The following is a 25,299-nucleotide window of genomic DNA, read 5'->3' as shown; positions in this document are numbered from 1 at the left end:
GGGCGTAGTGTAGGGAAACGGTTACCCGCACACACACGGGGGTTCGCGTTTAAAGCCCCTCCCGATCCATGCGTCAATTTTTTGCCACCCTTTGCCGCCGGAGGCGGCTCTGCCTTGCCACCCCGGCAGACAGGCGCCGATTTTCTGTCACCGCGCCCAAGCGAATAGATCCATCATTCTGTTTATTAAAGCCTTTCATTAAGTGGCACAAAATTCGCTTTATCTTGACCCCAAGACTTTTGGATACGGCGAGGCTGCCATGAATCGCGACGGAAACGCAGGGAATCTGCGCCTGGTATCGGGCAAGGGGAAATCCACCGAGCACCCCGAGGCCCCATTTGACGCGCTGGCCTTCGTCCAGTCCCTGACCGCGACACTGGAATTCGACGCCGTCCTTCAGCGCCTGCAAGAACAGCTCCATACCCTCCTGCAGCATTCCGGGTGGATCTTCTACACCGATGGCGACGACCAGTCCTGGTCGGGCGGCGAGGATGACCGCCACCGCATCGAATACGGGCTTAGCTACAACGGCGCCACCATGGGCTCCTTGATTCTGATGCGCGGACGCCGTTTCAGTGATGCAGAACAGCAGCAGATCGAGGCGCTGCTCGGGCTGGCAGCCCCCGCCCTGCACAATGCCCACCGGTTCCGGCGGCTGATGTCCAACCTGGAGAGCGACGAACTCACAGGGCTGGGCAACCGCCGCGCCTTCGAGATCCAGGGCGCCAAGTGGCTGGCCGACTGCCGCCGGCAGGACCGCCCACTGTCCGTGCTGGCCATCGACCTGGACCACTTCAAGCGCATCAACGACGACTACGGCCATGCGGTGGGCGACGAGCTACTGCGCCGCGTAGCGGACACGCTGCGTACGGCCACACGGCAGTCAGACCTGCTGGTGCGTATGGGCGGAGAGGAATTCCTGGCCGTCTTGCCGGGGGCCGACCTGGCCTGCGCCATGGAGTGCGCGGAACGCATCCGCACGGCGATTGCGAGTATCCGCGCCACCGCGACCGCCGATGATGCATCAGCCCTGCAAAGCGAGGGCATGGTCAAGGTCACCGCCAGCATCGGAGTCGCGAGCGTGGGCCGCAGCACCACGCTGCAGGCCCTCTATCAGAAGGCCGACGAAGCGCTGTACGCCGCCAAGCAGTCCGGACGCAATCGCGTCCTGGCGGGCAACTGACCCACAACCGAAGCTGTACTCAGGGGTTCTCGCCGGGCTGAATGAAATCCACACAGGTGAGCGCCGTGGCCAGGATGGCCTGGCGCAGGGCCTCGATCGCCTCCGGCCGCGGGAAACTGGTACGCCAGGCCAGCGCCACCCGGCGGCTGGGCGCCGGGTCCTCGAATCGACGCACGGCCAGCAGGCGCTGGGCGTAGCGATCGGCCCCCACCGCAGTACACGGCAGAATGGTCACGCCCATACCCGAGGCCACCATATGGCGAATGGTCTCCAGCGAGGAGCCCTCCATATTGCGTGGCGTACTGCCGTCGGCGGTGACCGTCCTCTGGCAGGCGGGGCAGCGCTCCAGCACCTGATCACGGAAGCAATGCCCGGCACCGAGCATCAGCAAGGTGGCATCCGCCATGTCCTCGAGGGTCAGCGTCTTCTTGTCCTGCAGGGGGTGACCGCCCGGCAGCACAGCGACGAAGGGCTCGTCGTACAGCGGCAGCGTGACCACCCCCGGCTCTTCGAACGGCAACGAAATGATGATCGCGTCCAGTTCGCCGTGCTTCAGTCGCTCGCGCAATCGGTCGGTGTAGTTCTCTTCGATCACCAGCGGCATTCTGGGTGCGCGCTCGCGCAGCACCGGGATCAGCTCGGGCAGCAGGTACGGGCCAATGGTGTAGATGGCCCCGAGTCGCAGGGGACCCGCCAGCTGGTCCTGACTTTGCACCGCCACCGCACGCAGATGCTCCACCTCGGTCAGCACCCGGCGGGCCTGGGTCACGATTTGCTCGCCGGCCGGGGTCACGCTGACCTCGCCACGGCCACGCTCGAACAGCGTAACCCCCAGTTCATCTTCAAGTTTGCGAATGGCGACGGACAAAGACGGCTGACTGACATGACAAGCCTCGGCCGCTCGACCAAAATGGCGTCGGTCGGCCACCGCAACGACATAGCGCAGCTCGCTCAGCGTCATCGTTCGGGGCCTCGATGCCCCGCACCGTTATCGCCATCCACCAGGCGCCCGTCATCAGGCAGGTCGAGGGTGACATGGCGCAGGCGACGGCCGTCCAGCGAGATCTCGCCGACATGTCGGCTGGCCCCATCGGTAGCGAATTCAAAGCGGTATTGCCGCCACCAGGCCAGGCCTCCGGGCCGGCGTCGAATGGACTGGCGCGTGCGTACCACGCTGCCATCCAGCAACTGTACGCCGGCCTGCTCGCAACTGCGCCGCGCGATCTGCCGCACCCGTTCGTGGGTGCGCCAGGAGTCGTTCACGTAAAAGGCCACCAGAACCAGGGCGAGGATTATCAGCAAAGCCGTCATGGACGGGTATGATACCCACATTCCATTTCTTGCCGACGACCGCCCTGCACTCGACGTCCCATGTCCATCAGCATAAATGCATTCAATCAACTCGCCGGAGAGCTCCGTTCTGTTGGCCAGAGCGAGCTGCTACCTCGCTTCGAGGCCGGGATCGCGGTGGACTACAAGGCCGATGGCTCGGTGATCACGCAGGCCGACCATGCCGTCGATGCACGACTGCGCGACCTGCTGGGGACCGCGATCGCAGGCGAACCCGTACTGAGCGAGGAGCAATCGCGGCAGGAGCAGGCCCGCGTACTCGACCAGGCACCCGCCTTCTGGCTGGTCGACCCGCTGGACGGCACCAGTAACTTCGCCGGCGGCATGCCCTTTTTCGCGATCTCGATTGCGCGCATCGAGGGCGACCGCGTCACCCACGGGGCGACCTACGACCCGGTACGGGACGAACTCTTTACCGCAAGAGAAGACGGGCCCCTGCTGCTGAACGATGCGCCTCCCCCGGCAGCCGCCCGCGCCCCGGCCAGCCGCCTGGACAAGGCCATCGCCCTCGTCGACTACAAGCGTCTGGGCCCCGGCCTTGCGGCAGCCATGGCCACCGACGCCCCCTACCGCTCGCAGCGCAACCTGGGGGCTTGCGCCCTGGAATGGGCCTGGTTGGCGGCCGGGCGCGCCGATCTGTACCTGCATGGAGGGCAAGCCCTGTGGGACAGCGCCGCCGGGACCCTGATGCTGGCCCGCGCCGGCGGCACGATGAGCAATCTTGAGGGAGAGGCCGCGTTTGGCCGTTCCCTGGACAAGCGCTCGGCCATCGCGGCCCGTTCGGCCGCGTTGTTCGATCAATGGCGGGCGTGGACCGCCCCACGCCGACAGCTCTCCATGGCGTCCAACTCGTGAAATCTCGAAAGCCAAACAACGGGCGTTTGTCGGCGGGGGATTTCACCCCACGCTATCTCCCCATCGCCTGGAAGATCGTCGCGGTCGTCGCCATCCTCACCCTGCTGGGCATCGGCACCCTTTCGGTGGTGGTGCTGAACCAGGTCACCAATGTCCTCAACAACCAGATCCAGGCCCAGGCCGAGCTGACCCTGGCGCCCGTCGCCCGCACCTCGGCCGAACTGATGCTGGCCGAGGACTACCTGACCCTGGAGACCCTGCTGAACTCGCTGGTCGAAGACGGGCGCGTCGAGTCGGTCACCGCCTACGCCATCGATCGCGGCGTGATCGCCTCGGCTGGCACCCCGCCTTCCCCCGGGGGAGGCATCAGCGAGGGGGTGTGGCCACTGGCGGGCCCGGTAGAGCCCTACCAGCGCGAGGTGCACTTCCAGGATGTCCAGGTCGGGTACATCGAGGCGCACATCGACACGACGCCCATGCAGGAACTGATCCGCAACACCATCAATGCGGGGATTGCGACGGCGATCGGGGTCTTTCTGCTCAGCCTGATCCTGGCGATCGACATCAGCAAGCGCCTGGTGCGTCCGCTGGAGCGCCTGGCACATGCCATGCGCGAACGCATACGCCATCCAGTCGACGAGCACGGGCGGCCCCTGCCGATGGTGCACGAAGACGAGATCGCCCAGCTGACCGACGCCTTCAACAACATGGCCCAGGACCTGCTGCGCAAGGACCAGGTCGAATCGGCCCTGCGCCGTTATGTCTCCGACGCGATCGCGCAGGACATCCTGGAGAATCTCGACCGGATCGAGCTCGGAGGGCGGGCGGTCGAGGGCTCGGTGCTGTTCGCGGACATCAAGGGCTATACCGCGCTGTCGGAACGCTGCACCCCGGAAGAACTCGGCCGCATGCTGAATGAATTCTTCGGTCCGATGGCGGAATGTATTGCCCGTCACGGTGGGACGGTAGACAAGTACATGGGCGACTGTACCATGGCGGTGTTTGGCCTCGGCGGTGACGAAAACCATCGCCAGACGGCCGCACGAACCGGACTCGCGTTGCTGGAAACGGTCGCCGCGATCAACGCCGAACGCGAGGCCCGGGGCGAGGAACGCGTCGAATTCCGCATTGGCTTGAACGCGGGCGAGATGCTGGCCGGCAACATGGGCGCACAGGATCGCATGCAATTCACCGTGGTCGGCGACACCGTCAACGTGGCGGCTCGCCTGGTCACGGTCGCGCCATCCGCCGGCATGGTAACCACGCAGTGCTTCATGGAGCATGAGCAGGTGAAAGGGCAGTTTGAAACCGAACACTGGGGGACGCACGAGTTACACGGCGTCAGCGAACCCGCCGAGGTGATTCGTATCCTCGCGGTGGCGGACGCCCATTGATGAGGCTCCCCGGCACGCGACTGGGCCTGCTGCTGGCCACCCTCGCCCTGCTTTTTTTCCAGGGCTGTGCCGGCATGCAGCCCTTCATGACGGCGGAAGACCAGATTGAAGCCGCCGTCGAGGAAGGCGAGTACCAGCGCGCCCTGGAGCTGATCGAAGAGCACGACCCCGAGCCAGCCGCCGAATGGGCCTCGCGCCGCGAGCAGATCGAGATCATGGCACAGGAAGCAGCGGAACAGGCCATGAAGGACGCACGGGCTGTTTCCGCCGAGGGTGCGGTCGCGGAGGCCCTGGGAATCCTGGAAGACGCCGAGTCCCGCCTGCCCGAGAGCGAGGAGCGTGCCCGCTTCATTGACCAGCTCGAACGCCAGCGCCAGGTCGGCCTGCGCACCCTGCAGCAGCGCCACGATGTCCTCGAGGCCCGCAACCTGGTTCAGCAACTACGCCTGCTGGAAATTATGCGCCCCCTGGTTCCGGATACCGATCAGCTGCCTGCGGATCCGGACGCCCTGAGCGAACGGGCCCCCGCCCTGGCCGAGGCCCTGGAGCAGTATGCCGACGACAGCGAGGGGCGCGAGCGCCTGGACCTGCTGCGCCTGGCACAGGATTTATCCCCGGTCAGCGAACGGGCCGCCCGTATCCGCGAACTCCAGGAAGAGATGCGCACACGCGAGGAAGACAAGGACCGCGAAGAGCAGGCCGAACGCCTGTCCGCGATCAACGCGCAGCTGCGCCAGGCACTGCAGGCCGGCGAATTGCAGCGGGCAGCTCAGTGGTGCCGTAGTGGCGACATCCGGCTGGACGAAGATGCCTCCGGCCCCGACCAGGCCGCCCAGCGGGCGCGCATCTCCCTGTGCGAGGAGTGGCGCGAACAGCGCGACCAGCGCGCCGAGCACCTGTTGGAAGAAGGTCGCCGCCAGTACACGGCCGGCCAGATCCAGGAGGCGGTCAACACCTGGGAAGAAGGACTTGCGCTGGCCCCCAGTCATTCCGGGCTGGCCACCGCGCGCGAGCGGGCCCTGCGCGTACTTGAACGTCTGGACACCCTGCGCATCCCCGAGGCCCCGGCGCCGGTCGACCCGGAGGCCTCCCCCATCCCCGACACCGAGGATGCCGAGGATGCCGAGGGGGACGAGGAGTCGGAGTCCTGATATCCACAACCTGGCAGGTCGTCGCCATGCGGCGACCCTGCTAGGATTGCCGCGCCCGCCTAACCGGAACCACCCCCTGCGATGAGTGCTTCTGTCCACGAGCTGATCACCGACGAACCCCACCGCGTCCTGCAGCTGGGCGATACCGAGGTCGTGGTACTGGGCACCGCGCATGTATCGCGCGCCAGCGCCGACAAGGTGCGTGCCCTCGTGGACACCGGCGAGTTCGATGCGGTGGCCATCGAACTGTGCGAGAGCCGCCAGCGCGCGATGCTGGATCCCGATGCGGTCGGGCGCATGGACCTGTTCAGCGTGATGCGCCAGGGGCAGGCCCCGATGATCGCCGCGAGCCTGGCCCTGGGCGCCTATCAGCAGCGCCTGGCGGAACAGTACGGAATCGAGCCGGGTGCCGAGATGCGCGCGGCAATGGATGTGGCGCTGGATCGCGGCCTGCCGCTGGCGCTGATCGACCGCGACCTCGGCCTGACGTTGCGCCGCACCTACCGCGCCGTGCCCTGGTGGCAGCGCATGGGCCTGGTCGGCGGGCTGTTCGGCTCGGTTCTCTCGCGCGAGAAAATCGACGAATCGGAGATCGAACGGCTGAAGGAAGGCGACATGCTGGAGTCCACCTTCAGCGAATTCGCCGAACAGTCGGAGGACCTCTATCGCACGCTGATCCATGAGCGCGACCAGTACATGGCGGCCCACCTGCGGCGCCTGGCCGAGTCCGGCAACCACCGCCGCATCCTCGCCGTGGTCGGTGCCGGGCACCTGTCCGGGATCGCGACCCAGGCGGAAGACGAACTGACGCCGCCCGATGCCATCCTGGACTCCCTCGACCAGCCACCCCCCAAAGCGCGCTGGCCCAAGATCCTGCCGTGGGTGATCGTCGGCGTGATCCTGACCGGCTTCGTAATCGGTTTCCTGCGCAACCCGGACATCGGCCTGCAAATGGTGATGGACTGGGTGATGATCAACGGCGGCCTGGCCGCCATTGGCGCGATTATCGCGCTGGCACATCCGCTGACCGTACTCACGGCGGCGCTGGCTGCACCCCTGACCTCCCTGAACCCGACCATCGGCGTGGGCTTTGTCGCAGCCGCGGCCGAGCTGTTTCTGCGCAAACCACGGGTCGACGATTTTGCGCGCCTGCGTCAGGACACCACCACCCCGCGGGGCTGGTGGCGCAACCGGGTCTCGCGCGTGCTGCTGGTTTTCCTGCTAACAACGCTCGGCTCCGCGGCCGGCACCTATATCGGTGGCGCGCGCGTGTTCAGCCACCTGTTCGGTAGCTAATCTACTCCGGGATCCGCAGGACCAGCTTGCCGCGACGCCCGCCGGCCTCGATGCGCCGGTGCGCCTCGGCCGCCTCGGCCAGTGGCAGGCTGTCCTCCACGTTGACCTGCAGGCGCCCGCTGGCCAGGCGCGCGAGCCCCTCGGCCACCAGCGTGGCCTGGTGCTTCAGGCGCCGACGATCCCCTTCCAGCATCGGGGTCAGCATCAGCTCCAGGCTGATGCTGGGGTTGCTCAGGCGCGCCGCATTCCAGTCCACGTCGTCCGGCGGCGCCAGAAGGGTCACCAGGTCACCGCCGTAGGCCACCTGTGCCAGCCCGTCGCGAAAGACCGGCCCGCCCACGGTATCCAGCACGATGTCGAAACCGCGACCGTCGGTGTAGCCCCGGATCGCTTCCTCGGCATCGGGCCGGGTCAGGTCGACCACGTCGCCGCCCAGGCCGGTGACCAGACACTGCGCCTCCTCGCGCCGCACCAGCCCCAGGACGCGGGCCCCGGCCGCGCGCGCGATCTGCACGGCCATCTGCCCCACCCCGCCGGCAGCGGCATGCACCAGTACGGTCTGCCCGCGCTGCAGATCGGCGCGTTCGAACAACGCCTCCCAGGCCGTGAGCCAGGTCAGCGGCAGCGCCGCGGCCTGCAGGTCCGTCACCGCGGCCGGCACCGGCACCACGGCCGCCTCCGGGACCACAACCTGCTCGGCATAGGTACCCGGGTCCGCCCCCACGCCACCAAAGCAAAAGGCCACGCGCTGCCCCGGTCGGACATGGCGCACACCACTGGCGCAGGACTCGACCACGCCGACGCCGTCACAGCCGGGCGTGTTGCGTGGCGCACCGGGCACCAGCATGCCCCGCGTCCGAACCTTGGTGTCGACGGGATTCACCCCCGCCGCCAGCAGTCGAATCTTTACGTCGTCAGTCCCTTCAAGCTCGGGCTCGGGGACCTCCCTCAGTTCCAGGACATCCGCCCCACCGGGCTCGTCGAAAACGATGGCTCGCATCGAGCGACTCCTCGTGTTTGAACATGCCTTGTGGATTTTGATACCGCTTCGGGAAGTCTTTCCAGAGACGCGCTAGAGGCCAATCCCGATACCGATCCCGAAACGCACGCCCGACGACGGCCTCGGGGGCTCCGGGTCTGGCCACAGATGGACCGAGTAGGCATCCAGCAGCGGGAAGACGTAGGCCAGCTCCCCGATCGAGCCTTCCTCGGTCCCCGATACCGTCCCCACCGCCGTCACGCGCCGCCCCGGGCGGTAGTCGACCGGGTCGGCAAAACCATCGAGCTTGAGGCGAAAACGCCCTGTGTTGGCCTGCCGTGTCTGGGGTTCCTGGCGCTGCAGCGGGTAGCTGACCACCTCGAGTACCGTGCTGTCCGCACGGTTGTCGACGCGGGCAATCACCCCGCCCCAGACCTGGTCCTCGGCGGGCAGGTTGTCGGCCGTCACGCTGCGCGGGGGCACCGGATCACCCACCGCATCGGGGATGTCCAGCGGGCCGGAGGCGCAGCCCGCCAGCAGCACCGGCGCAAACACCAGCGCCAGCGCAGCGACCCGGGTGCGCCATGTGTTACCAGTACCAGGGATCATATCGCCAGGGGTCGTGACGCCAGTGGTAGGGGTGCGGCCGCCAGTACGGGCCCATATAGCCCGGCGGGCCCCAAGGATCGTAGTAGTACGGATCGCGCGGCGGGGGGCGCTTGGCCCACAGGTGTACCGTCTGTGCATCGATACGGACGAAGCGATAATCGAACTCGCCAATCGAGCCGTCCTCTATGCCATCCAGCCGGCCGCGCACCGTGACCTCGCGCCCCTCCTCGTACACCTGGGGATCGAGGAAGTCGTCGATATAGGCACGGAACCGGCCCTCCGATTGGTCGACCTCGCGCGGACGAGCCTCGCGATTGAGCGGGCGCGCTACCACCTCGAGCCGGGTGCCATCCCGGGTGTTTTCGACCTTTGCAATGACACCGCCCCAGACCACCGCCTGACCCTTGGTCGCCTCGGGGTCGGCGAGGACCTCGGCGCGGGTCAGGGGCTCCTCCGGCAGGGGCTCGATCCCTTCGGGGATGCTCGCACAGCCCACAAGCAATCCACCCAGCAGCAAGGTGGTCAGCGCAGAAAAGTGACGCAGAAGGTTCATGCCTCTAGGACCGCCCGCAGCACACCAAGGTTCGCATCACTCCGGGCCTGGCGCACAAAGCGCCTCGACATCCACGATCTCGTGCTGGGCCGCCTCCACGGCCCGCAGCAGGTCCTCCGGCTCCAGCCCGACGGCCTGCCAGACACCCTCGTCCACCGGTGGGGCATCGGCCCAGTCGCGCGAATCAATCTCGGCCAGGTGGGCCCCCGTATTGGCGAGATGCACCAGCATCACCGCCAACCGGTGCCCCTCGGGCGCTGACTGCGGGTGGTGGTGTCCGGCCACGCAGGCCACCAGCCCCTCCGGCAGCCCCCAGTGGGCGGCCAGCGCCCCGCCCAGCTCCGCGTGGTCGAAACCCAGCTGCTCGCGCTCGGCCCGCTGTGGACTCGGGCCCGTCCCGATATCCAGGCTGGAGAGAAACGCACGGTGCGCCGCCTCCGGCGACTGGGTGAACAGCAAGAGCTTGCCCAGGTCATGTAGCAGCCCGGCGAGAAAGACGCTACCGGCCTGGCGCGGCAGAACCCGGTCGGCCAGGTGGCGGGCGATGACCGCACAGTAGGCGGAATGGCGCCAGAACACCTCCAGCGGCAGACGCTCCTGGTCGGGGATGCTGCCGGTCGCGCGGGTGATCGCACCGGCGACGACCAGACGCTTAAGGGTGTCGCGTCCGAGCAGGCTCACCGCCCGTTCCACGGTATCAACGCTGCGCGTCTGTGCGTACGCCGGGCTGTTGGCCAGGCGCAGAACGAGGGCTACCAGACCGGGGTCACGCCCCAGGGTCGCGGCGATCTGTCCCGGGGTACTGGTGTCATCCTCCAGCAGGCGCGCGACCTCGAACACGACCTGCGGCATCGCCAGCAGCTTGTCGGCCGACTGGACGCGCGCCTCGAGGCTCTCCGTTGCGTGCATCTCGGACATCCTGGTTCTCCATAACAGGGCCGCACGCCCCGCTGTGTCTACTGTAGCCCCATGCCTCCCGTCAGGGAAACGAAGCGCGGGCAAATCGCGGCGGAACGAACCATAATCAGGTACTCGGGTCACTAATGGTTGCTTGCACCCCACAATGGAGGTTGTCCCATGGCGTTTCGACTGACCGCTGCACTACTGGCCTTTACCCTCCCCGGCCTGGCGCTGGCCGGCATCCAGACCGAGGAGGTCACCTACGAACATGATGGCGAGGAGATGACCGGCTATCTCGCCTATCCCGATAGCGACGGCCCCCACCCGGGCGTCCTGGTGGTCCATGAATGGTGGGGCCACAACGAATACGCCCGCGACCGGGCCGAGCAACTGGCACGCGAGGGCTATGCCGCCTTCGCACTGGACATGTACGGCAGCGGCAAGAGAGCCGACCACCCATCCGAGGCGGGGGAGTTCGCAGGACAGATTCGCGGCAACCGCGACCTGATGCTGGGCCGCTTCGAGGCCGCCCATGACTGGCTCAAGGAGCACGATGCCACAGCCGACCAGGCACTGGCGGCGGTCGGCTACTGCTTCGGCGGCACGGTGGTGCTGGAGGCCGCACGCGCCGGCATGGACCTGGCCCTGGTTGCCAGCTTCCACGGCGCACTGGTAACCGACCACCCGGCCGGCACGGGCGACGTCACGGCCGAGGTCCTGGTGTTCAACGGTGCGGCCGACCCGATGGTTCCGCCGGAGCAGGTGGCGGACTTCCGCGAGGAGATGGACAACGCCGAGGCCACCTATACCTTTGTCGACTTCTCCGGTGTGGTGCACAGTTTCACCAACCCCGGGGCCGACGAAATCGCCGAGAAATTCGACATGCCAGTGGGCTACGACGAACGGGCTGACCGCGACTCCTGGAAGCACCTGCTGAGCGCCCTGGAACGCATGTAGTTCGAGGATCTGGCAGTGCTCGAGCGTGGCGGGCTCGTTGCCCGCCACGCTCGATTCACGCTACCCGGTCCCGCCGAGCCGATCAGAAGTTGCGGAAGAAGATCAGGGTCCCAAGCCCCACCACCACGGCCACCATGATCAGGATCGCCAGCTTCAGCCAGCGCCAGCCGCGAGAAGGCGCCGGACGACTGCGGCGCTTGCGCGATGAAGGCCTGGCTGCGGGCGTATCGGCCGCCAGGGCCGGTGCGGGCGACATCGGTTCGTTGGTACGGGCCACCAGCGGTTCATGCGTCTCCCCGCCCGCAGCGGGAGCGTCACGTTCCTGCCCCGAAAGAGACGCAGCCGGATCCGGCGTCGCCCCCAGCTCCAGTTCGCGGATGCGCGCTCGCAGGGTCTGATTGCGTTCGCGCGCCTCCTCCAGCTCCTGTTCGCGACGGGCCAGCCGCTCGGCAAGGGCCGAGGAGGAGCCATCCTGCTCGGAACAGCGGGCCTCCAGATCGGCCCGTGCCCGCTCGGCTGCGGCGGCACGCTCGCACTGCTGATTGCGCTCCTGACGCAGCCGGGACGCCTCTTCCAGGGCCTGATCCCGCTCCTTCTGCACGGTCTCGCGCAAGCGGTCCAGCTCCACCAGCTCGTGGTCCAGCCGGATATTCTCGTTCTCGAACTCGCGCACCCGGGCACGTAGTATTTCCAGCTCCTCGACCTGCTCGGGCGAGTCCGGAGTGGCCGTCTCTTCGCCCGGGTCTTCGCCCGCGATCAGCTCGGCCGCCTGCAGCTCGGCCAGCTGGCCTTCGCTTTCCTCGGCGCGCTGCAAGGCCGCCGTCGCCTCGTCGCGCGCCTCGCTCAGCGCGGCACGCAGGCGTTCGATCTCGCGCTGCGCCTCGCGCTCACTGGCGGATTGCTGGCGGAGCATCAACTCGCGCCGCAGCCTGTCCACTTCCTGCCGCAGGAGCTGGTCACCGCCACCCCCAGGGGTCAGCGGCAGCAGCTCATTGACCACCTCGCGCACACGACCGGGCACAAAGGGCTTCATCAACACGGCGTTGGCGCCCAGTTGCAGCCATTCGCGACTGGCTTCCTCGTCGCTTTCCTGGCCGGTGATGATGGCCACCGGAAGATCGGCCGGGAGCCCTTCGGCGCCATCGCGAATGCGCAGCAACAGGTCCTGGCCATCCAGCCCCGGCATGGACAAGTCCGTCAGCACCAGACCGATATCGGCATTGCGCTGCAGGAGCGACCAGGCCTCTTCGCCGTCCGCCGCCTCGTAGACCACACGCTCACCCTGCAGGATGCGCTGCAGGGCGATCCGGATCACCTTGGAATCATCCACCACCAGGATGGCGGTGCGGGTCGTTGCCGATTGTTGTTCAGTCATCAAAGTCCCCCGGGGCACGTCACGTGCCGCGCTTCCCTGCACGGCCGGACTCGAGTCCCGCTCTGAAGGTTACGCATGCACCCGCCCCGGCGCCAGCGCACGCTGCGGCCCGACGAGAACCGGGTCACGTTTTTTGCGCGCCGCTCAAACGGGCTTCGACTTCCACTGGACCGCATAGAGATCCCGCCGCCGATCGCGCAGGTTGCGCACCGAGCCGTGGTTGCGCAGCTCCTTCAGGTTGTCGAGGTCGAGATCGACAATCAGGGTCATCTCGGTATTCGGCGTCGCCTCCGCGGCCACCGCGTCATGCGGGAACGCGAAGTCGGACGGTGTGAACACCGCCGCCTGCGAGTACTGCATGTCCATGTTCTCGACCCTGGGGAGGTTGCCGACCGAGCCCGACATCACCACATAGCACTCGTTCTCGATGGCCCGCGCCTGGGCGCAGCGGCGCACCCGCAGGTAGGCATTCTTGGTATCGGTCCAGAACGGCACGAACAGGATCTGAAGTCCCTTCTCGGCCATCACTCGGGGCAGCTCCGGGAACTCCACGTCGTAGCAGATCAGGATGCCGATCTTGCCGAAGTCGGTGTCGAACACATGCACCTCGTCCCCACCCTGCAGCCCCCAGTAGGCCACCTCGTCGGGGGTGACATGCACCTTGTACTGGCGGTCCCAGGTCCCGTCGCGCCGACACAGGTAGGAGACATTGCGCAGGACCTCGTCGCTGTACTCGGGCATCGACCCGGCGACGATGTTGATGTTGTAGGCGAGCGCCAGGCGCACCATCTCCTCGCGGATCTGCTCGGTGTATTCGGCCAGGTGCCGCACGGCCTCGGCCGGGTACTCCTGGTTGAACGCGCCCATCAGCGGGCCATTGAAGAACTCCGGGAACAGCACGCAGTCGGAGCGGTAGCCGGAGACGGCATCCACGAAGTATTCGACCTGCTGAAACAGCGAGTCGAGATCCGGCGTCGGGCGCATCTGCCACTGGACCACGCCGATGCGCACGTCCGAGCGGCTGCCGCCGATCAGCTTCTCCTTCTCCTCGTAGTAGATGTTCAGCCACTCGATCAGGGTCGCGTAGGCGCCGGATTTCTCGTCGTCCGGGAGGTAGTTGGTGATGATCTTGCGAACGTGGAAGTCGTTGGCCAGCTGAAAGGTCAGGATTGGGTCGGTGATCTCGTGGTTCTTGACCTTCTCCACGTACTGCTGCGGGGTCAGCTCGTCCCGATACTGCTCGTAGCCCGGGATGCGCCCACCGGCCACGATCGCGCGCAGATTGAGCTTCTGGCACAGCTCCTTGCGCGCGTCATACAGACGGCGCCCGAGGCGCAGGCCGCGATAGTCGGGGTGGACAAAGATATCGACGCCGTACAGGGTGTCGCCATCCGGGTCATGGGTGGTCAGGAACCCGTTTCCGGTGATCTGCCAGTAGCTGTGCTGGTCACCGAAGCGCTTGTACTCGACAATCAGGCTGATCGCCGCGGCCACCACCTTGCCCTTGTCCTCGATGCAGATCTGTCCTTCCGGAAAACGGGAGATCTGTGACCGAAACTGGGCCTCGCTCCAGGCCCCGTCGAGGTCGTGGTAGACCCGCTCCATGATCTCGCGGATGTCATCGTAGTCCTCCATCCGCGTCGGCCGCAGCGTCAGGCGGTGCGGGGCATTGGGGTCGGCGTCTTGCTGATTGCTCACGCGTTAAGTACTCCGTGACGGGACCGCTCGCCGGTCGGTTCAGAAAATCCAGGCCAGCAGCAGCCAGAAAAAGACAAAGAACAAGAAAAAGCCGGGGATCATGAACTGCAATTCGCCAATCAGCCCCTCCCCGGCTGCCAGCGCGAACACCAGCATGACCAGCACCGAGACGATCGCGGCCACCAGGGCCGCCATCTGCAGCCCCATGCCGTCGTCGAAGGTGGTCGCGACCCACTCGGACAGCCCCGGCAGGGTGACGGCCGCGCCCAGCACGATCAACGCCACCAGCAATGCGGCCAGGGCCGAGGTCCCCAGCAGGATGCGCAGGGCCAGGCGGCCGTCGCGGCGATCGCCGGCGCTCACGCAGCCGCCTCGCGACGATCGCGCACATAGTCCCGTACGCGGTGGGGGTCCGGGATACCACTGACGCGGAACTCCGGGTTGTCGCCGGTGGTGTACACCGCAATCTCGCCGACCCGGAAGATCCGGTTCCAGAAGCTCTGGTCGACCTTCACGGTACGGATCTGTCCGATATCCAGGTCCACATGGGACTTGCTGAGCAGACCCTCTTCCAGGTGCACCTGATCGGCATCGATGCGCAGGCGGACCGAGCGCGTCTGCAGATACCACCACAGCAGGATCAACAGCCCCAGGCCAAAGGCGGCAATCAGCAGGACGCTGAAAATGAAACCGAACGGGTGATTGCGAAACATCGCCGGGTGGGCATCGATCGCGGGTGCACGACTGGACATGGGACCTCCGGTTCGCGGACAGGTCCGGACAGTGTGCCAGATGGAGCGCCCGCCGCGGGTGTCTCCAGGCGATGCTGCCGCGCCGGTCAAGGAACGCGGTATCGCGTATCAGGCAGGGCGGCTCATGTTCTTGCCGTAGAAGATCTCCATCATCTCGTGCTTGAGCAGCTTGGCGATGCGCTTGGCCTCCTTGGCCGAGTAGTCATCCTTGCCCAGGCCGAACAGGTAGCTGTCGAGATCGAAATCCTTGAGCACCATCTTGGTGTGGAACAGGTACTCCTGGTACACGTTCACGTCCACCATCTGGTACTTCTCCTTGGTATCGCGCGAGAGGAAGTCCTGGATGGAGTTGATCTTGTGATCGATAAAGTGCTTCTTGCCACGCACGTCGCGGGTAAAGCCGCGCACGCGGTAGTCCATGATCACGATGTCCGACTCGAAGCTGTGGATCAGGTAGTTCAGCGCGCGCAGCGGGGAGATGCGGCCACAGGTGGAGACATCGATATCCGCGCGGAAGGTCGCGATTCCGCCCTCCGGATGGGCCTCCGGGTAGGTATGGACCGTGATATGGCTCTTGTCGAGGTGGCCGACCACCGTCTCCGGCAGCGGACCCGGGCCTTCGGTGTAGCCGATCATCTCGGTCGCCACCGGCTCCTCGGAGATCAGCATCGTCACCGAGGCGCCCTGCGGGTCGTAGTCCTGGCGCGAGATGTCCAGGATGTTGGCCCCGATCAGGTGGGCCACGTCCGTCAGGATCTGCGTCAGACGCTGGGCGTTGTACGCCTCGTCGATGTACGCGATGTACTCGTCGCGATGGCGTTCGCCGGAGGCGTAGCAGATATCGTAGATGTTGAAGCTCAGGCTCTTGGTCAGGTTGTTGAACCCGTGGAGCTTGATCTGCTTCTTGTGACGGGGCATGGCGTTTCCTCTTGCCCGGTGCGCAGGGAACGGCGGATTGTAGACGTCCCGGGGCGTCAGGGAAACACGCCGCGCCTATTCGCGAAAATTCCCGCCGCCCGCGCGGGTGTCTCAACGGGGCGCGGGACCCTCGACGATCTCGAAATCGTGGGTAACCCGGGCCGCAGCCCCCAGCATCAGCGAGGCCGAGCAGTACTTCTCCGCGGACAGCTCCACCGCCCGCCCCACCTGCTTCTCGGACAGGCCGTGGCCGTAGACCCGAAAGTGCACGTGGATGTCGGTGAACACCTTGGGCACCGTCTCGGCCCGCGTACCGTCCACCGTGACCTCGCAGTCGAGGACCTCCTGGCGCCCCTTCTTGAGCATCGCCACGACATCGAAACTGGTGCATCCACCCAGCCCCAGCAACAGCATCTCCATCGGGCGAGCACCCAGGTTACGACCACCGGAATCCGGGGGTCCGTCCATCACGATGGCATGGCCGCTGCCGGTCTCGCCGACAAACGCTACCTGCTCCAGCCATTTCACCCTGACCTGCATACGCGTCTCCTTTTGCCCACAATTTCGGCCCGTTTGGAAGGCCCTGTGTGGCCTATACTCAACAAAAAATGCATGAACTTTGAGATGCAAGGCACAAAATCAAATGCTGGTCGATGGATTTTGTGACTCGATCCCGACACCCGGGTCCCGCTCGCGGAGGGCTGAATTAAACTGAAAACCGTCCTCAACAAGCGAGACGTAAAAGCCATGGATGCCATGACTATGAATAATCCGTTCGTCTATCGCCCGGCGCAGCCGTCGCCGGCACTGGAGCGCTTCCTCGGTTACTGCCATCGTCGGCACTACCGCAAGCGCACGACGATCATTCACTCCGGCACGGTACCGGATACGTTGTACTACGTCGTCAGCGGTTCCGTTTCCGTGTTGGGCGAGAACAACGGTCACGAACTCGTACTGGCCTACCTGAACAAGGGCGAGTTCTTCGGCGAACTCGGCATGTTCGAGGATGACCCGCGTTCGGCCACGGTCGTCACTCGCGAAGACACCGAGACGGCCGAGATCCCCTACACCCAGTTCCGCGAGATCGTGCAGCGCGACCCGGAGATCCTGATGCTGCTGACCAGCCAGATCGCCACCCGCCTGCGTCAGACCTCGCGCAAGGTAATGGACCTGGCCTTTGTCGACGTTACCGGCCGCATTGCCCACACCCTGCTGGATCTCGCACGCCAGCCCGACGCCATGACCCACCCGGATGGCATGCAGCTGCGCATCACCCGCCAGGAGATCGCGCGCATCGTCGGTTGCTCGCGCGAAATGGCCGGGCGTGTCCTGAAGGACCTGGAGGAGCGCGGGCTGATCACCGCCCACGGCAAGACCATTGTGGTATTCGGCACCCGCTGAAGGCATCCGGGCGGAAGCCTGCCCGCAGCGAACGCGGGCGGGCGCCGCGCCGGCAAGCAAACCACGGACGACAGGCCGCGGGTTCAGTCCTCGCCGCGGAACAGCCGGCCCAGCGCCAGCCCCGGATCCTCGGTCCGCATAAAGGCCTCGCCCACGAGGAAGGCATTCACCTCCGCCTCCTGCATGCGCGCCACATCCTCGCGGGTATGGATGCCGCTCTCGGTAACCAGTAGCGCCGAGTCCGGCACCTGATCTTTCAACTCCAGCGTGGTCTCCAGGCGCGTCTCGAAAGTACGCAGGTCGCGGTTGTTGATGCCGATCAGGTCCGCGCCGACCTTCTTCGCGCGCTCGAGCTCTTCGGCATCGTGCACCTCGACCAGGGCATCCATGCCCAGCTCGCGGGTCAGGAAGTACAGTTCGTGCAGCGCGGTGTCATCCAGCGCGGCGGCGATCAGCAGCACGCAGTCCGCCCCCAGCACCCGCGCCTCGTAGACCTGATAGAGGTCGATCACGAAGTCCTTGCGCAGGATCGGCAGCTTGCAGGCCACGCGCGCATCACGCAGATCCCCGTCGCGCCCCTTGAAGAAATCCACATCGGTCAGCACCGACAAGCAGGTGGCCCCGTGTTCCTCGTAGCTGCGGGCAAAGGCCTCGGGATTGAAGTTCGGGCTGATCTGGCCCTGACTGGGGCTGGCCTTCTTGATCTCCGCGATCACGGCCGCGCGCCCGGCATCGATATCGCGCTGCAGCGCAGCTCGGAACCCGCGCGGCTCCGGGGCCGAGCCCATCCAGCCACGCAGCTCGCGCAGCGGCCAGAAGGCCTCGCGTTCCTTCAGCTCCTCGCGCTTGCGCTCGAGGATCCGCTTGAGGATGTCCGGGACGTCAGTCATCAGGTTCCTGCTCCTTGGTTGGTCAATCGCGCACTGGTCGCCTGCAGCCGCTCCAGGCGCTCGCGGGCGGCACCCGAATCGATCGCCTCGGCCGCGCGGCCAACACCCGCGGCCAGCGACTCGGCGCCCCCGCCGGCGTAGATCGCGGCCCCGGCGTTCAGCAGGACGATATCGCGGGCCGCGCCGGCCTGCCCCTCCAGTACCCCGCGCAGCATCGCGGCCGAGGCCTCCACGCTGTCGACCCGGATCGCGTCCAGCCCGCTCCGTGCCAGGCCGAAGTCCTCGGGCACCACGGTGTACTCCTCGATCGTGCCATCCTTCAGCTCCGCCACACGCGTCGGGGCACCGATACTGATCTCGTCCAGCCCGTCCTCGGCATGCACCACCAGCACATGCTCGCTGCCCAGCCCCTTCAGGGCCTCGGCCAGCGGCCGCACCCAGGCATCGGAGAACACGCCCAGCACCTGATTCGGTGCCCCGGCGGGGTTGGTCAGCGGACCCAGCACGTTGAACAGCGTGCGCACACCCAGCTCCTTGCGCGGGCCGATCGCGTGCTTCATCGCGCCATGATGGGCCGGGGCAAACAGGAAGCCGACGCCGACGTCCTCAATGCAGGACCCGACCGCCTCCGGCGACAGCCCGAGATGAATCCCCAGATGCTCCAGCACGTCCGCGGAGCCGGACTTCGACGACACCGAACGGTTGCCGTGCTTGGCCACCCGCACGCCACCGGCCGCCGCGACCAGCGCCGAGGCGGTGGAGATATTGAAGGTGCCGGAGGCATCGCCGCCGGTGCCGCAGGTATCGACCAGTCCGGTCCGCGGGACATCCACGCGTGTGGCCAGCTCGCGCATCACGCCGGCCGCCGCACGAATCTCCTCGATGGTCTCGCCCTTCATGCGCAGGGCCACCAGCAGCCCGCCAATCTGGGCATCGGTGGCCTCGCCGGTCATTACTGCCTGCATCACGGCGGTCATCGCCGCCTCGTCCAGGTTCTGGCGTTCGATCAGGGCCGCTATGGCTTGCTGCACGGTCACAGGGCTGCTCCTGTCGGGGAATCGGGAGCGCTAGTGTAACGCCCGCTCCCGCGCGGCACGAACCAGGGAAACGCTGACCCCTATGCACACTCGCGCTCGAGTCGCTTTTGCGTGCGAACAAGGCGCGGTGACTGCCGTGCAATCATTCTGCACAAGGGAGCCGCAACGCTGTTCCCGCGCAAAAGCGGCCGAGCCCCTTCGGGGTTGGCACCCCAGGTTCCCCGATCCTGCGTTGCGGCCCTTGCCGGTAGAACCACTACCGGCTGCGCACCGCGCCTAGTCTCGGAAAACCTGGGGTACCAACGCGAGTGTGCATAGGGGTCAACGTTTCCCTAATCCTCCACCAAACCAGACGAGGGCAGCAAAGAGCCAGATGACCGCCGCTCCGGCGACCAGGTGCAGCAGGACGTCATCCAGCCAGTCGACCACGAAGAGCGTGAGCAGGGCTGCAAACCCGAGCTGGATAAAGGCCTGCATCGCCGAGGCCATGCCGCGCGCGCCCGGATAGCAGTCCAGCGCCAGCAGGGTCAGCGAGGGCATCCCCAAGGCCAGGGCAAAGCTGTACAGGGCAAACGGCAGGGTCACCGCCGCCACCGAGGGCTCCGGGTCCAGCGCCGCCCAGCCCACCAGTGCCAGTGAAATCCCGGTGAGCAACAAGCCGATGCGTACCGTGACCTCGGGCGCCACACGCCCGGCACTCCAGCCGGAGGCCACGCCCCCCAGCATCAGCCCGACCACCATGGGCGCGAACAGCCACCAGAAATCGCGCTCGCCGCCTCCGAGATGGACATAGATCAGCGCGGGCGAGGCCGCGACGAACAGGAACTTGGCCCCGAACAGGGTGGTATGCACCAGCACCGGCTGCAGGAACTGCACATTGCGCAGGGTGCCCGCATAGCGCCCGAGCACCAGCCGCGGCCGGCTGGACACGCGCCCGACCGGGGGCAGGGTCTCCGGCAGCCACAGACGCGCGGCCAGCAGCAGCACGACCCCGTAGAGCACCAGGAACGCAAACACCGAGCGCCAGCCGAACGCGGATTGCAGATAGCCGCCCAGGATGGGCGCAATCGCAGGCCCCATCGCGAACATGATCGTCACAATCGCGAATACACGCCGCGCATCAATGGGGTCGAAACGGTCGCGCACCAGGGCACGGCTCACGACGACGCCCGCCGCCGCCGCGAAGCCCTGACCGACACGCAGCCCGACCACCTGCCAGTACTCCACCGCCACCACCAGCAGCGCGGATGTCGCGACATAGGCCACCAGAGCCCACAGCACGACCGGACGCCGGCCAAAGGCATCCGACAGCGGCCCGGCCACCAGAGTGGCCAGGGCAAAGGCGACCAGGTAGGAGGACAGCGTCGCCTGCATCGCCGCACCGTCGACGGACAGGTCCGCGGCCATCGCCGGGAACGACGGCAGGTAGGTATCCAGCGAGAACGGCGCCAGTAGCGCCAGGGGTGCGACCAGCAGCGCGAAACGCAGCCGGGTGCGGCGTTCTAGGGAAGCACTGGTCAATGTACGCGCCCGCGCTCGAGTCGCTTTTGCGTGCGAACAAGGCGCGGGGACCGCCGTGCAGTCATTCTGCACAAGGGAGCCGCAACGCCGTGCGCGCGCAAAAGCGGCCGAGCCCCCGCATTGAATAGCTTGTGGGGTTGGAGCCCCATGTTCCCCGATCCTGCGTTGCGCCGCTTACGGGTAGAACCACTACCCGCTGCACGGTGCTCCTGGTCTCGGAAAACATGGGGCACCAACGCGGGTGCGTACATTGACCAGTGCTTCCCTCCGCTCACGCCGGCTGGGGCAGGCGGCGCAGAAAGTTGTCGAGGAGCTCGTGCCCCTGCCGGGTCAGGATGGATTCGGGGTGGAACTGCACGCCCTCGACGTCCAGTTCACGGTGGCGCAGGCCCATGATCTCGTCGCGGGTACCGTCCTCGCGCTCGGTCCAGGCGGTGACCTCCAGGCAATCGGGCAGCGAGGCCGACTCCACCACCAGGGAGTGATAGCGCGTGGCCTCCAGCGGATTCTCGAGGCCCGCAAAGACCCCTACCCCGGTGTGATGCACCGGGGAGGTCTTGCCGTGCATGATCTCGCGGGCCCGCACCACGCGCCCGCCGAATACCTGGCCAATCGCCTGATGTCCGAGACAGACCCCGAGGATCGGGACCTGCCCGGCAAAGCGGCGGATCACCTCCATGGACACACCCGCCTCATTCGGGGTGCAGGGGCCGGGCGAGATCATGATCCCGGCAGGCGCCAGCTCGGCGACCTGGTCGGGCGTGATCTGGTCGTTGCGGTGCACCTCGACCTCCGCCCCCAGCTCGCCCAGATACTGGACCAGATTGAAGGTGAACGAGTCGTAGTTGTCGATCATCAGGATCATGCCGGGAGTCCCTCCGCCGCACCGTACCGGTACAGATCGCAGACTAGCGCGAGTGCGCCCGGCGTGCCCGACAACCGCGCTTGCGCTGCCCGTTCTGCGTCGGTCATCACGCCCTCAGCCACGGTGCCTGCGCGGCCCCAACCCGCCCAGCGCCAGTTCGGCCGCCCGTACGACCGCGCGCCCCTTGTTCAGGGTCTCCTGCCACTCGTTCTCGGGCACCGAGTCATGCACCACCCCGGCGCCGGCCTGGATGTGCAGTTCGCCGTCGTGCAGCACCGCCGTGCGGATTGCGATCGCGGTATCCATGTTGCCGGACCAGGAAAGGTAACCGACCGCACCGGAATACGGCCCGCGCTTGACCGGCTCCAGCTCGTCGATGATCTCCAGCGCGCGGATCTTCGGCGCGCCGGAGACCGTGCCGGCCGGGAAGGTCGCGCGCAGCACGTCCATCGTCGAGTGCCCCGGAGCAAGCTGCCCCTCCACATTGGAGACGATGTGCATCACGTGCGAGTAGCGCTCGATGCTCATGGTGTCGGTCACCTCCACCGAGCCAATCTCGCAGACTCGGCCGACGTCGTTGCGCCCGAGGTCGATCAGCATCAGGTGTTCGGCGCGCTCCTTCGGGTCCGCCAGCAGCTCGACCTCCAGCGCGCGGTCCTCCTCCTCGGTACGCCCGCGCGGGCGGGTCCCGGCGATCGGACGCACGGTCACGCGGTCATCCTCCAGCCGCACCAGGATCTCCGGCGAGGCGCCGACCACGTGGTGGTCGTCCAGGTCCAGGTAGTACATGTAGGGCGACGGGTTCAGCGCCCGCAGCGCACGGTAGAGATCCAACGGGGGTGCCGAGAACGGCACGCTCATGCGCTGCGCCAGGACGACCTGCATCACGTCGCCGTCCATGATGTATTCCTGCGCCCGCGCCACGGCCGCCTTGAAACCCTCGGCCGACCAGCCCGGCACATACTCCGGCACCGCGTGCGGGTGCGGCGGGTCCTCCGGCGGCACCAGCGGCTCGCCGATCCGGCTCTCCAGCTCGTCGAGACGTTCGGCCGCCACGGCCTGCCCGTCGGGGCGCGAGGTATCGGCATGCACCACCAGATACAGCCGCCCGGAAAGGTTGTCGTAGACCACGACCTCCTCGGAGACCATCAGCAGGATGTCCGGCAGCCCCAGGGCATCGGGCTTTTCCGGGCCTTCCAGACGCGGCTCGATCAGGCGTACGGTCTCGAAGCCGAAGTAGCCGACCAGGCCGCCGGTGAAGCGCGGCAGGCCCGGCAGCTCGGCGACCTTGAAGCGCGCCTGGTAGGCCTCGATCCAGGCCAGCGGGTCAGTCTCGGTGGTTTGCTCGACCACGTCACCGTCGGTCTCCACCGTGATGTCATGGCCGTGCACCCGCACCCGGGTTCGCGCCGGCAGGCCGATAAAGGAGTAACGGCCCCAGCGCTCCCCGCCCTGCACCGATTCGAACAGGTAGGAATACGGCCGGTTGGCCAGCTTAAGAAAGATGGACAGCGGGGTCTCGAGATCCGCCAGGACCTCGCGCACCAGCGGGATGCGGTTGTAGCCCTCGCGGGCCAGTGCGTCGAACTGTTCGGGGGTCATCACAAGGGTTCCTGACAAGAGAGGGGCAGACGGCGCGAACGGTCAGTCGCCGTTTCGCCATCGCCCCATTGTCCGGTCCATTGCGATCATCCTCAGGCCGCCCGGGCAGGCAGCAGCTCCGGCAGTTCATCCAGGCGGTCGAGTACCGCGTCGGGGTGCTCGTCGCGGATATCGTCGCCGTGATTGTAGCCGTAGGTCATGCAAACGATCTGGAAGCCAGCCGCGCGCGCCGCCTTCACGTCGCTCTTCGAGTCCCCGACCATCAGCGACTCGGAGGGGTCGACACCCAGTTCCTTCGCCGCGTGCAGCAGCGGCGCCGGGTCGGGCTTTTTCTGCGGCAGGGCGTCGCCGGCGACCACGATCTCGAAGTCGTCGAGGATGCCCTTTTCGCGCAGCAGTGGCACGGTGAAGCGCTCGGCCTTGTTGGTCACGCAGCCCAGGCGGTAACCGGCGGCCTTCAACTGGTCCAGCCCCTCGCGCACCCCCGGGTACAGCGGCGAGCGCCCGGCGGTGTTCTCCTGGTAGATGCGCATGAAGACGGGTAGTGCGCGCTCGAAGGCCTCCGGGTCCGGTTCGCCGTCGAGCGCATTGATCAGCGCCCGCTTGACCAGCCGTTCCACCCCGTTGCCGACCCAGTTGCGCACGGCCGCCTCGCCGCGCTCGGGCAGGCCCAGCTCGCGCATCATGGCATCCACGCTATAGGCCAGGTCCGGCACGCTGTCGATCAGCGTGCCGTCCAGGTCGATCAGGATCATGCGGGGGCGCTTGAGGGACATCCCGGTCTCCGTCGGATGTGGCGAATCAGGCCTTGGCCAGTTCGTCGCGCATCTGCTGGATGATGCTGTTGTAGCGGTTCGCGTCGGAGTCGCTGGACGCGCCGAAGATCGCGGAACCGGCGACGAAGGTATCGGCACCCGCGGCCTTGATCTCGCGGATGTTGTCGGCCTTCACGCCGCCGTCGATCTCGAGGCGGATGTCACGCCCGGATTCGTCGATCATCTTGCGTGCGGCGCGCAGCTTGTCGAGGGTGGCCGGAATGAATTTCTGGCCGCCAAAGCCCGGGTTCACCGACATCAGCAGGATCATGTCGACCTTGTCCATCACGTATTCCAGGTAGGACAGCGGGGTAGCCGGGTTGAACACCAGCCCCGCCTTGCAGCCCTCGGAGTGAATCAGCTGCAGGGTGCGGTCGATATGATCGGAGGCCTCCGGGTGGAAGGTGATGTAGCTGGCACCGGCCTGGGCGAAGTCCGGGATGATGCGGTCCACCGGCTTGACCATCAGGTGCACGTCGATCGGCGCGGTAACGCCGTGCTTGCGCAGGGCATCGCAGACCAGCGGGCCGATGGTCAGGTTCGGCACATAGTGGTTGTCCATCACGTCGAAGTGGACGATGTCCGCGCCGGAGGCCAGGACGTTGTCGACTTCCTCGCCCAGACGGGCGAAGTCGGCGGAGAGGATGGACGGGGCAATGAAATCGGGTTGTGCCATGGGAAGCCTCGCAGGAATCTCTGGGATAGCGGGACCGACCATCGGCCACGCTCTCGGAACCGCGGAACTTTACCGGATGCCGCCATGCCAGGCAAAAGGCGGCGCATACGACAGGCCCTCCAACGCAAACGGGCCGGGGAAACCCCGGCCCGTCGGCTTGCCGCTTCGCGGTAGCCCGAATCAGTTGAATTCGGACTCGATGAAGGCGGCCACGTTGGCGATGTCGTCATCGCTCAGCGCCTGGGCATGCGGGCGCATCAGACCGGTATGGGAACCGATCTCTTCACCGGCGCGGTAGCGCTCGAGCTTGTCGGTTACGTACTCGGCGTCACGACCGGCCAGCGCGGGGAAGATCGCCTGACCCTTGCCTTCGGCCCCATGGCAGCTCAGGCAGGTGGACTGGTACTTGGACTGGCCAGCCTGGATGTCGGCCGCCTGCGCGGCGGAGGACAGCATCAGCACACTCCCTGCGATCCCGGCCAGAACGAACAGCTTGATTTTCATTGTTGTGGTCTCCTCGTT

The 25,299-nt window shown here is 66.6% G+C and carries 27 protein-coding genes; 7 read left to right on the top strand and 20 right to left on the bottom strand.

What is annotated here, in order from left to right; all coding sequences use genetic code 11:
* The first annotated feature begins 259 nt into the window (after positions 1–259).
* Positions 260–1,183 (top strand): GGDEF domain-containing protein, encoded by a 924-nt coding sequence (locus F579_RS0110410; protein ID WP_019023280.1) that lies wholly within the window; start codon positions 260–262, stop codon positions 1,181–1,183.
* 19 nt (positions 1,184–1,202) lie between these two features.
* Here the strand turns inward: F579_RS0110410 and F579_RS0110405 are convergent, their stop codons facing one another.
* Together F579_RS0110405 and F579_RS0110400 are read right to left on the bottom strand one after the other, a co-directional pair.
* Positions 1,203–2,144 (bottom strand): hydrogen peroxide-inducible genes activator, encoded by a 942-nt coding sequence (locus F579_RS0110405; RefSeq protein ID WP_012983702.1) that lies wholly within the window; start codon positions 2,142–2,144, stop codon positions 1,203–1,205.
* The gene (locus F579_RS0110400) at positions 2,141–2,494 is read right to left on the bottom strand and encodes a DUF3301 domain-containing protein (protein WP_012983703.1); all 354 of its coding nucleotides are present in this window, start codon (positions 2,492–2,494) and stop codon (positions 2,141–2,143) included. Before F579_RS0110400 ends, F579_RS0110405 begins: the two co-directional genes overlap by 4 nt.
* A 60-nt stretch (positions 2,495–2,554) precedes the next feature.
* On the opposite strand from F579_RS0110400, the gene F579_RS0110395 reads away from it, so the two are divergent.
* The 4 genes from F579_RS0110395 (at position 2,555) to F579_RS0110380 (ending at position 7,229) form a co-directional block, all read left to right on the top strand.
* A complete protein-coding gene (locus tag F579_RS0110395; RefSeq protein ID WP_019023281.1) occupies positions 2,555–3,388 on the top strand; it encodes an inositol monophosphatase family protein in 834 nt (277 codons plus the stop codon).
* Between the two features lie 26 nt (positions 3,389–3,414).
* Entirely contained in the window at positions 3,415–4,782 is a 1,368-nt protein-coding gene (locus tag F579_RS0110390) for an adenylate/guanylate cyclase domain-containing protein (RefSeq protein WP_017925157.1), read from the top strand.
* A complete protein-coding gene (locus F579_RS0110385; protein WP_019023282.1) occupies positions 4,782–5,933 on the top strand; it encodes a hypothetical protein in 1,152 nt (383 codons plus the stop codon). The genes F579_RS0110390 and F579_RS0110385 overlap by 1 nt, the downstream gene beginning before the upstream one ends.
* An 81-nt stretch (positions 5,934–6,014) precedes the next feature.
* Positions 6,015–7,229 (top strand): TraB/GumN family protein, encoded by a 1,215-nt coding sequence (locus F579_RS0110380; protein ID WP_019023283.1) that lies wholly within the window; start codon positions 6,015–6,017, stop codon positions 7,227–7,229.
* A gap of 1 nt (position 7,230) precedes the next feature.
* On the opposite strand, the gene F579_RS0110375 is transcribed toward F579_RS0110380, so the two are convergent.
* From F579_RS0110375 to F579_RS0110360, 4 genes are all read right to left on the bottom strand, one after another.
* Positions 7,231–8,229, bottom strand: coding sequence for a zinc-binding dehydrogenase (locus F579_RS0110375; RefSeq protein WP_019023284.1), 999 nt, complete (start codon positions 8,227–8,229; stop codon positions 7,231–7,233).
* A gap of 72 nt (positions 8,230–8,301) precedes the next feature.
* Positions 8,302–8,817 carry a Slp family lipoprotein gene (locus F579_RS0110370; RefSeq protein WP_019584608.1) on the bottom strand — a complete coding sequence of 172 codons (516 nt, stop codon included), beginning with the start codon at positions 8,815–8,817 and terminating at the stop codon, positions 8,302–8,304.
* On the bottom strand, positions 8,798–9,370 hold the full coding sequence (locus F579_RS0110365; RefSeq protein ID WP_019023286.1) for a Slp family lipoprotein: 573 nt from the start codon (positions 9,368–9,370) through the stop codon (positions 8,798–8,800). The genes F579_RS0110370 and F579_RS0110365 overlap by 20 nt, the downstream gene beginning before the upstream one ends.
* A 36-nt stretch (positions 9,371–9,406) precedes the next feature.
* Positions 9,407–10,288, bottom strand: coding sequence for an HDOD domain-containing protein (locus tag F579_RS0110360; protein ID WP_019023287.1), 882 nt, complete (start codon positions 10,286–10,288; stop codon positions 9,407–9,409).
* Positions 10,289–10,447: 159 nt separating this feature from the next.
* Here F579_RS0110360 and F579_RS0110355 point away from each other — a divergent pair, with 159 nt between their 5' ends.
* A complete protein-coding gene (locus tag F579_RS0110355) occupies positions 10,448–11,227 on the top strand; it encodes a dienelactone hydrolase family protein (protein ID WP_019023288.1) in 780 nt (259 codons plus the stop codon).
* Positions 11,228–11,309: 82 nt separating this feature from the next.
* On the opposite strand, the gene F579_RS0110350 is transcribed toward F579_RS0110355, so the two are convergent.
* From F579_RS0110350 to F579_RS0110325, 6 genes are all read right to left on the bottom strand, one after another.
* Complete coding sequence (locus F579_RS0110350) at positions 11,310–12,602, bottom strand: response regulator (RefSeq protein ID WP_019023289.1); 1,293 nt, start codon at positions 12,600–12,602, stop codon at positions 11,310–11,312.
* A gap of 144 nt (positions 12,603–12,746) precedes the next feature.
* A complete protein-coding gene (locus F579_RS0110345) occupies positions 12,747–14,300 on the bottom strand; it encodes a bifunctional GNAT family N-acetyltransferase/carbon-nitrogen hydrolase family protein (RefSeq protein ID WP_019023290.1) in 1,554 nt (517 codons plus the stop codon).
* 39 nt (positions 14,301–14,339) lie between these two features.
* Positions 14,340–14,663 carry a hypothetical protein gene (locus F579_RS0110340; protein WP_019023291.1) on the bottom strand — a complete coding sequence of 108 codons (324 nt, stop codon included), beginning with the start codon at positions 14,661–14,663 and terminating at the stop codon, positions 14,340–14,342.
* Positions 14,660–15,052 (bottom strand): PH domain-containing protein, encoded by a 393-nt coding sequence (locus F579_RS0110335; RefSeq protein ID WP_017925148.1) that lies wholly within the window; start codon positions 15,050–15,052, stop codon positions 14,660–14,662. The genes F579_RS0110340 and F579_RS0110335 overlap by 4 nt, the downstream gene beginning before the upstream one ends.
* Before the next feature lie 108 nt (positions 15,053–15,160).
* Complete coding sequence (speD, locus tag F579_RS0110330; protein ID WP_012983717.1) at positions 15,161–15,970, bottom strand: adenosylmethionine decarboxylase; 810 nt, start codon at positions 15,968–15,970, stop codon at positions 15,161–15,163.
* Between the two features lie 111 nt (positions 15,971–16,081).
* Positions 16,082–16,510, bottom strand: coding sequence for an OsmC family protein (locus tag F579_RS0110325; RefSeq protein ID WP_019023292.1), 429 nt, complete (start codon positions 16,508–16,510; stop codon positions 16,082–16,084).
* A gap of 222 nt (positions 16,511–16,732) precedes the next feature.
* On the opposite strand from F579_RS0110325, the gene crp reads away from it, so the two are divergent.
* Positions 16,733–17,371, top strand: coding sequence for a cAMP-activated global transcriptional regulator CRP (gene crp, locus F579_RS0110320; RefSeq protein WP_012983719.1), 639 nt, complete (start codon positions 16,733–16,735; stop codon positions 17,369–17,371).
* Between the two features lie 83 nt (positions 17,372–17,454).
* Here crp and trpC read toward each other — a convergent pair whose 3' ends face one another.
* The 8 genes from trpC to F579_RS0110280 form a co-directional block, all read right to left on the bottom strand.
* A complete protein-coding gene (gene trpC / locus F579_RS0110315; protein ID WP_019023293.1) occupies positions 17,455–18,261 on the bottom strand; it encodes an indole-3-glycerol phosphate synthase TrpC in 807 nt (268 codons plus the stop codon).
* Complete coding sequence (gene trpD / locus F579_RS0110310; protein ID WP_019023294.1) at positions 18,261–19,298, bottom strand: anthranilate phosphoribosyltransferase; 1,038 nt, start codon at positions 19,296–19,298, stop codon at positions 18,261–18,263. The genes trpC and trpD overlap by 1 nt, the downstream gene beginning before the upstream one ends.
* Positions 19,299–19,619: 321 nt before the next feature.
* Complete coding sequence (locus tag F579_RS0110305) at positions 19,620–20,819, bottom strand: multidrug effflux MFS transporter (RefSeq protein ID WP_019023295.1); 1,200 nt, start codon at positions 20,817–20,819, stop codon at positions 19,620–19,622.
* Positions 20,820–21,090: 271 nt separating this feature from the next.
* On the bottom strand, positions 21,091–21,684 hold the full coding sequence (locus tag F579_RS0110300) for an aminodeoxychorismate/anthranilate synthase component II (RefSeq protein WP_019023296.1): 594 nt from the start codon (positions 21,682–21,684) through the stop codon (positions 21,091–21,093).
* 114 nt (positions 21,685–21,798) lie between these two features.
* The gene (gene trpE / locus F579_RS0110295) at positions 21,799–23,286 is read right to left on the bottom strand and encodes an anthranilate synthase component I (protein ID WP_019023297.1); all 1,488 of its coding nucleotides are present in this window, start codon (positions 23,284–23,286) and stop codon (positions 21,799–21,801) included.
* 92 nt (positions 23,287–23,378) lie between these two features.
* Positions 23,379–24,062, bottom strand: a complete 684-nt coding sequence (locus F579_RS0110290; RefSeq protein WP_019023298.1) for a phosphoglycolate phosphatase — start codon at positions 24,060–24,062, stop codon at positions 23,379–23,381.
* 25 nt (positions 24,063–24,087) lie between these two features.
* The gene (rpe, locus tag F579_RS0110285; RefSeq protein ID WP_019023299.1) at positions 24,088–24,777 is read right to left on the bottom strand and encodes a ribulose-phosphate 3-epimerase; all 690 of its coding nucleotides are present in this window, start codon (positions 24,775–24,777) and stop codon (positions 24,088–24,090) included.
* A gap of 180 nt (positions 24,778–24,957) precedes the next feature.
* A complete protein-coding gene (locus F579_RS0110280; protein ID WP_019023300.1) occupies positions 24,958–25,281 on the bottom strand; it encodes a cytochrome c in 324 nt (107 codons plus the stop codon).
* Between the last annotated feature and the right edge of the window lie 18 nt (positions 25,282–25,299).

The sequence above is a fragment of the Thioalkalivibrio sp. ALJ21 genome (genome assembly GCF_000378605.1).
Taxonomy (GTDB): domain Bacteria; phylum Pseudomonadota; class Gammaproteobacteria; order Ectothiorhodospirales; family Ectothiorhodospiraceae; genus Thioalkalivibrio.
This window is presented reverse-complemented; position numbering and strand designations above follow the sequence as displayed.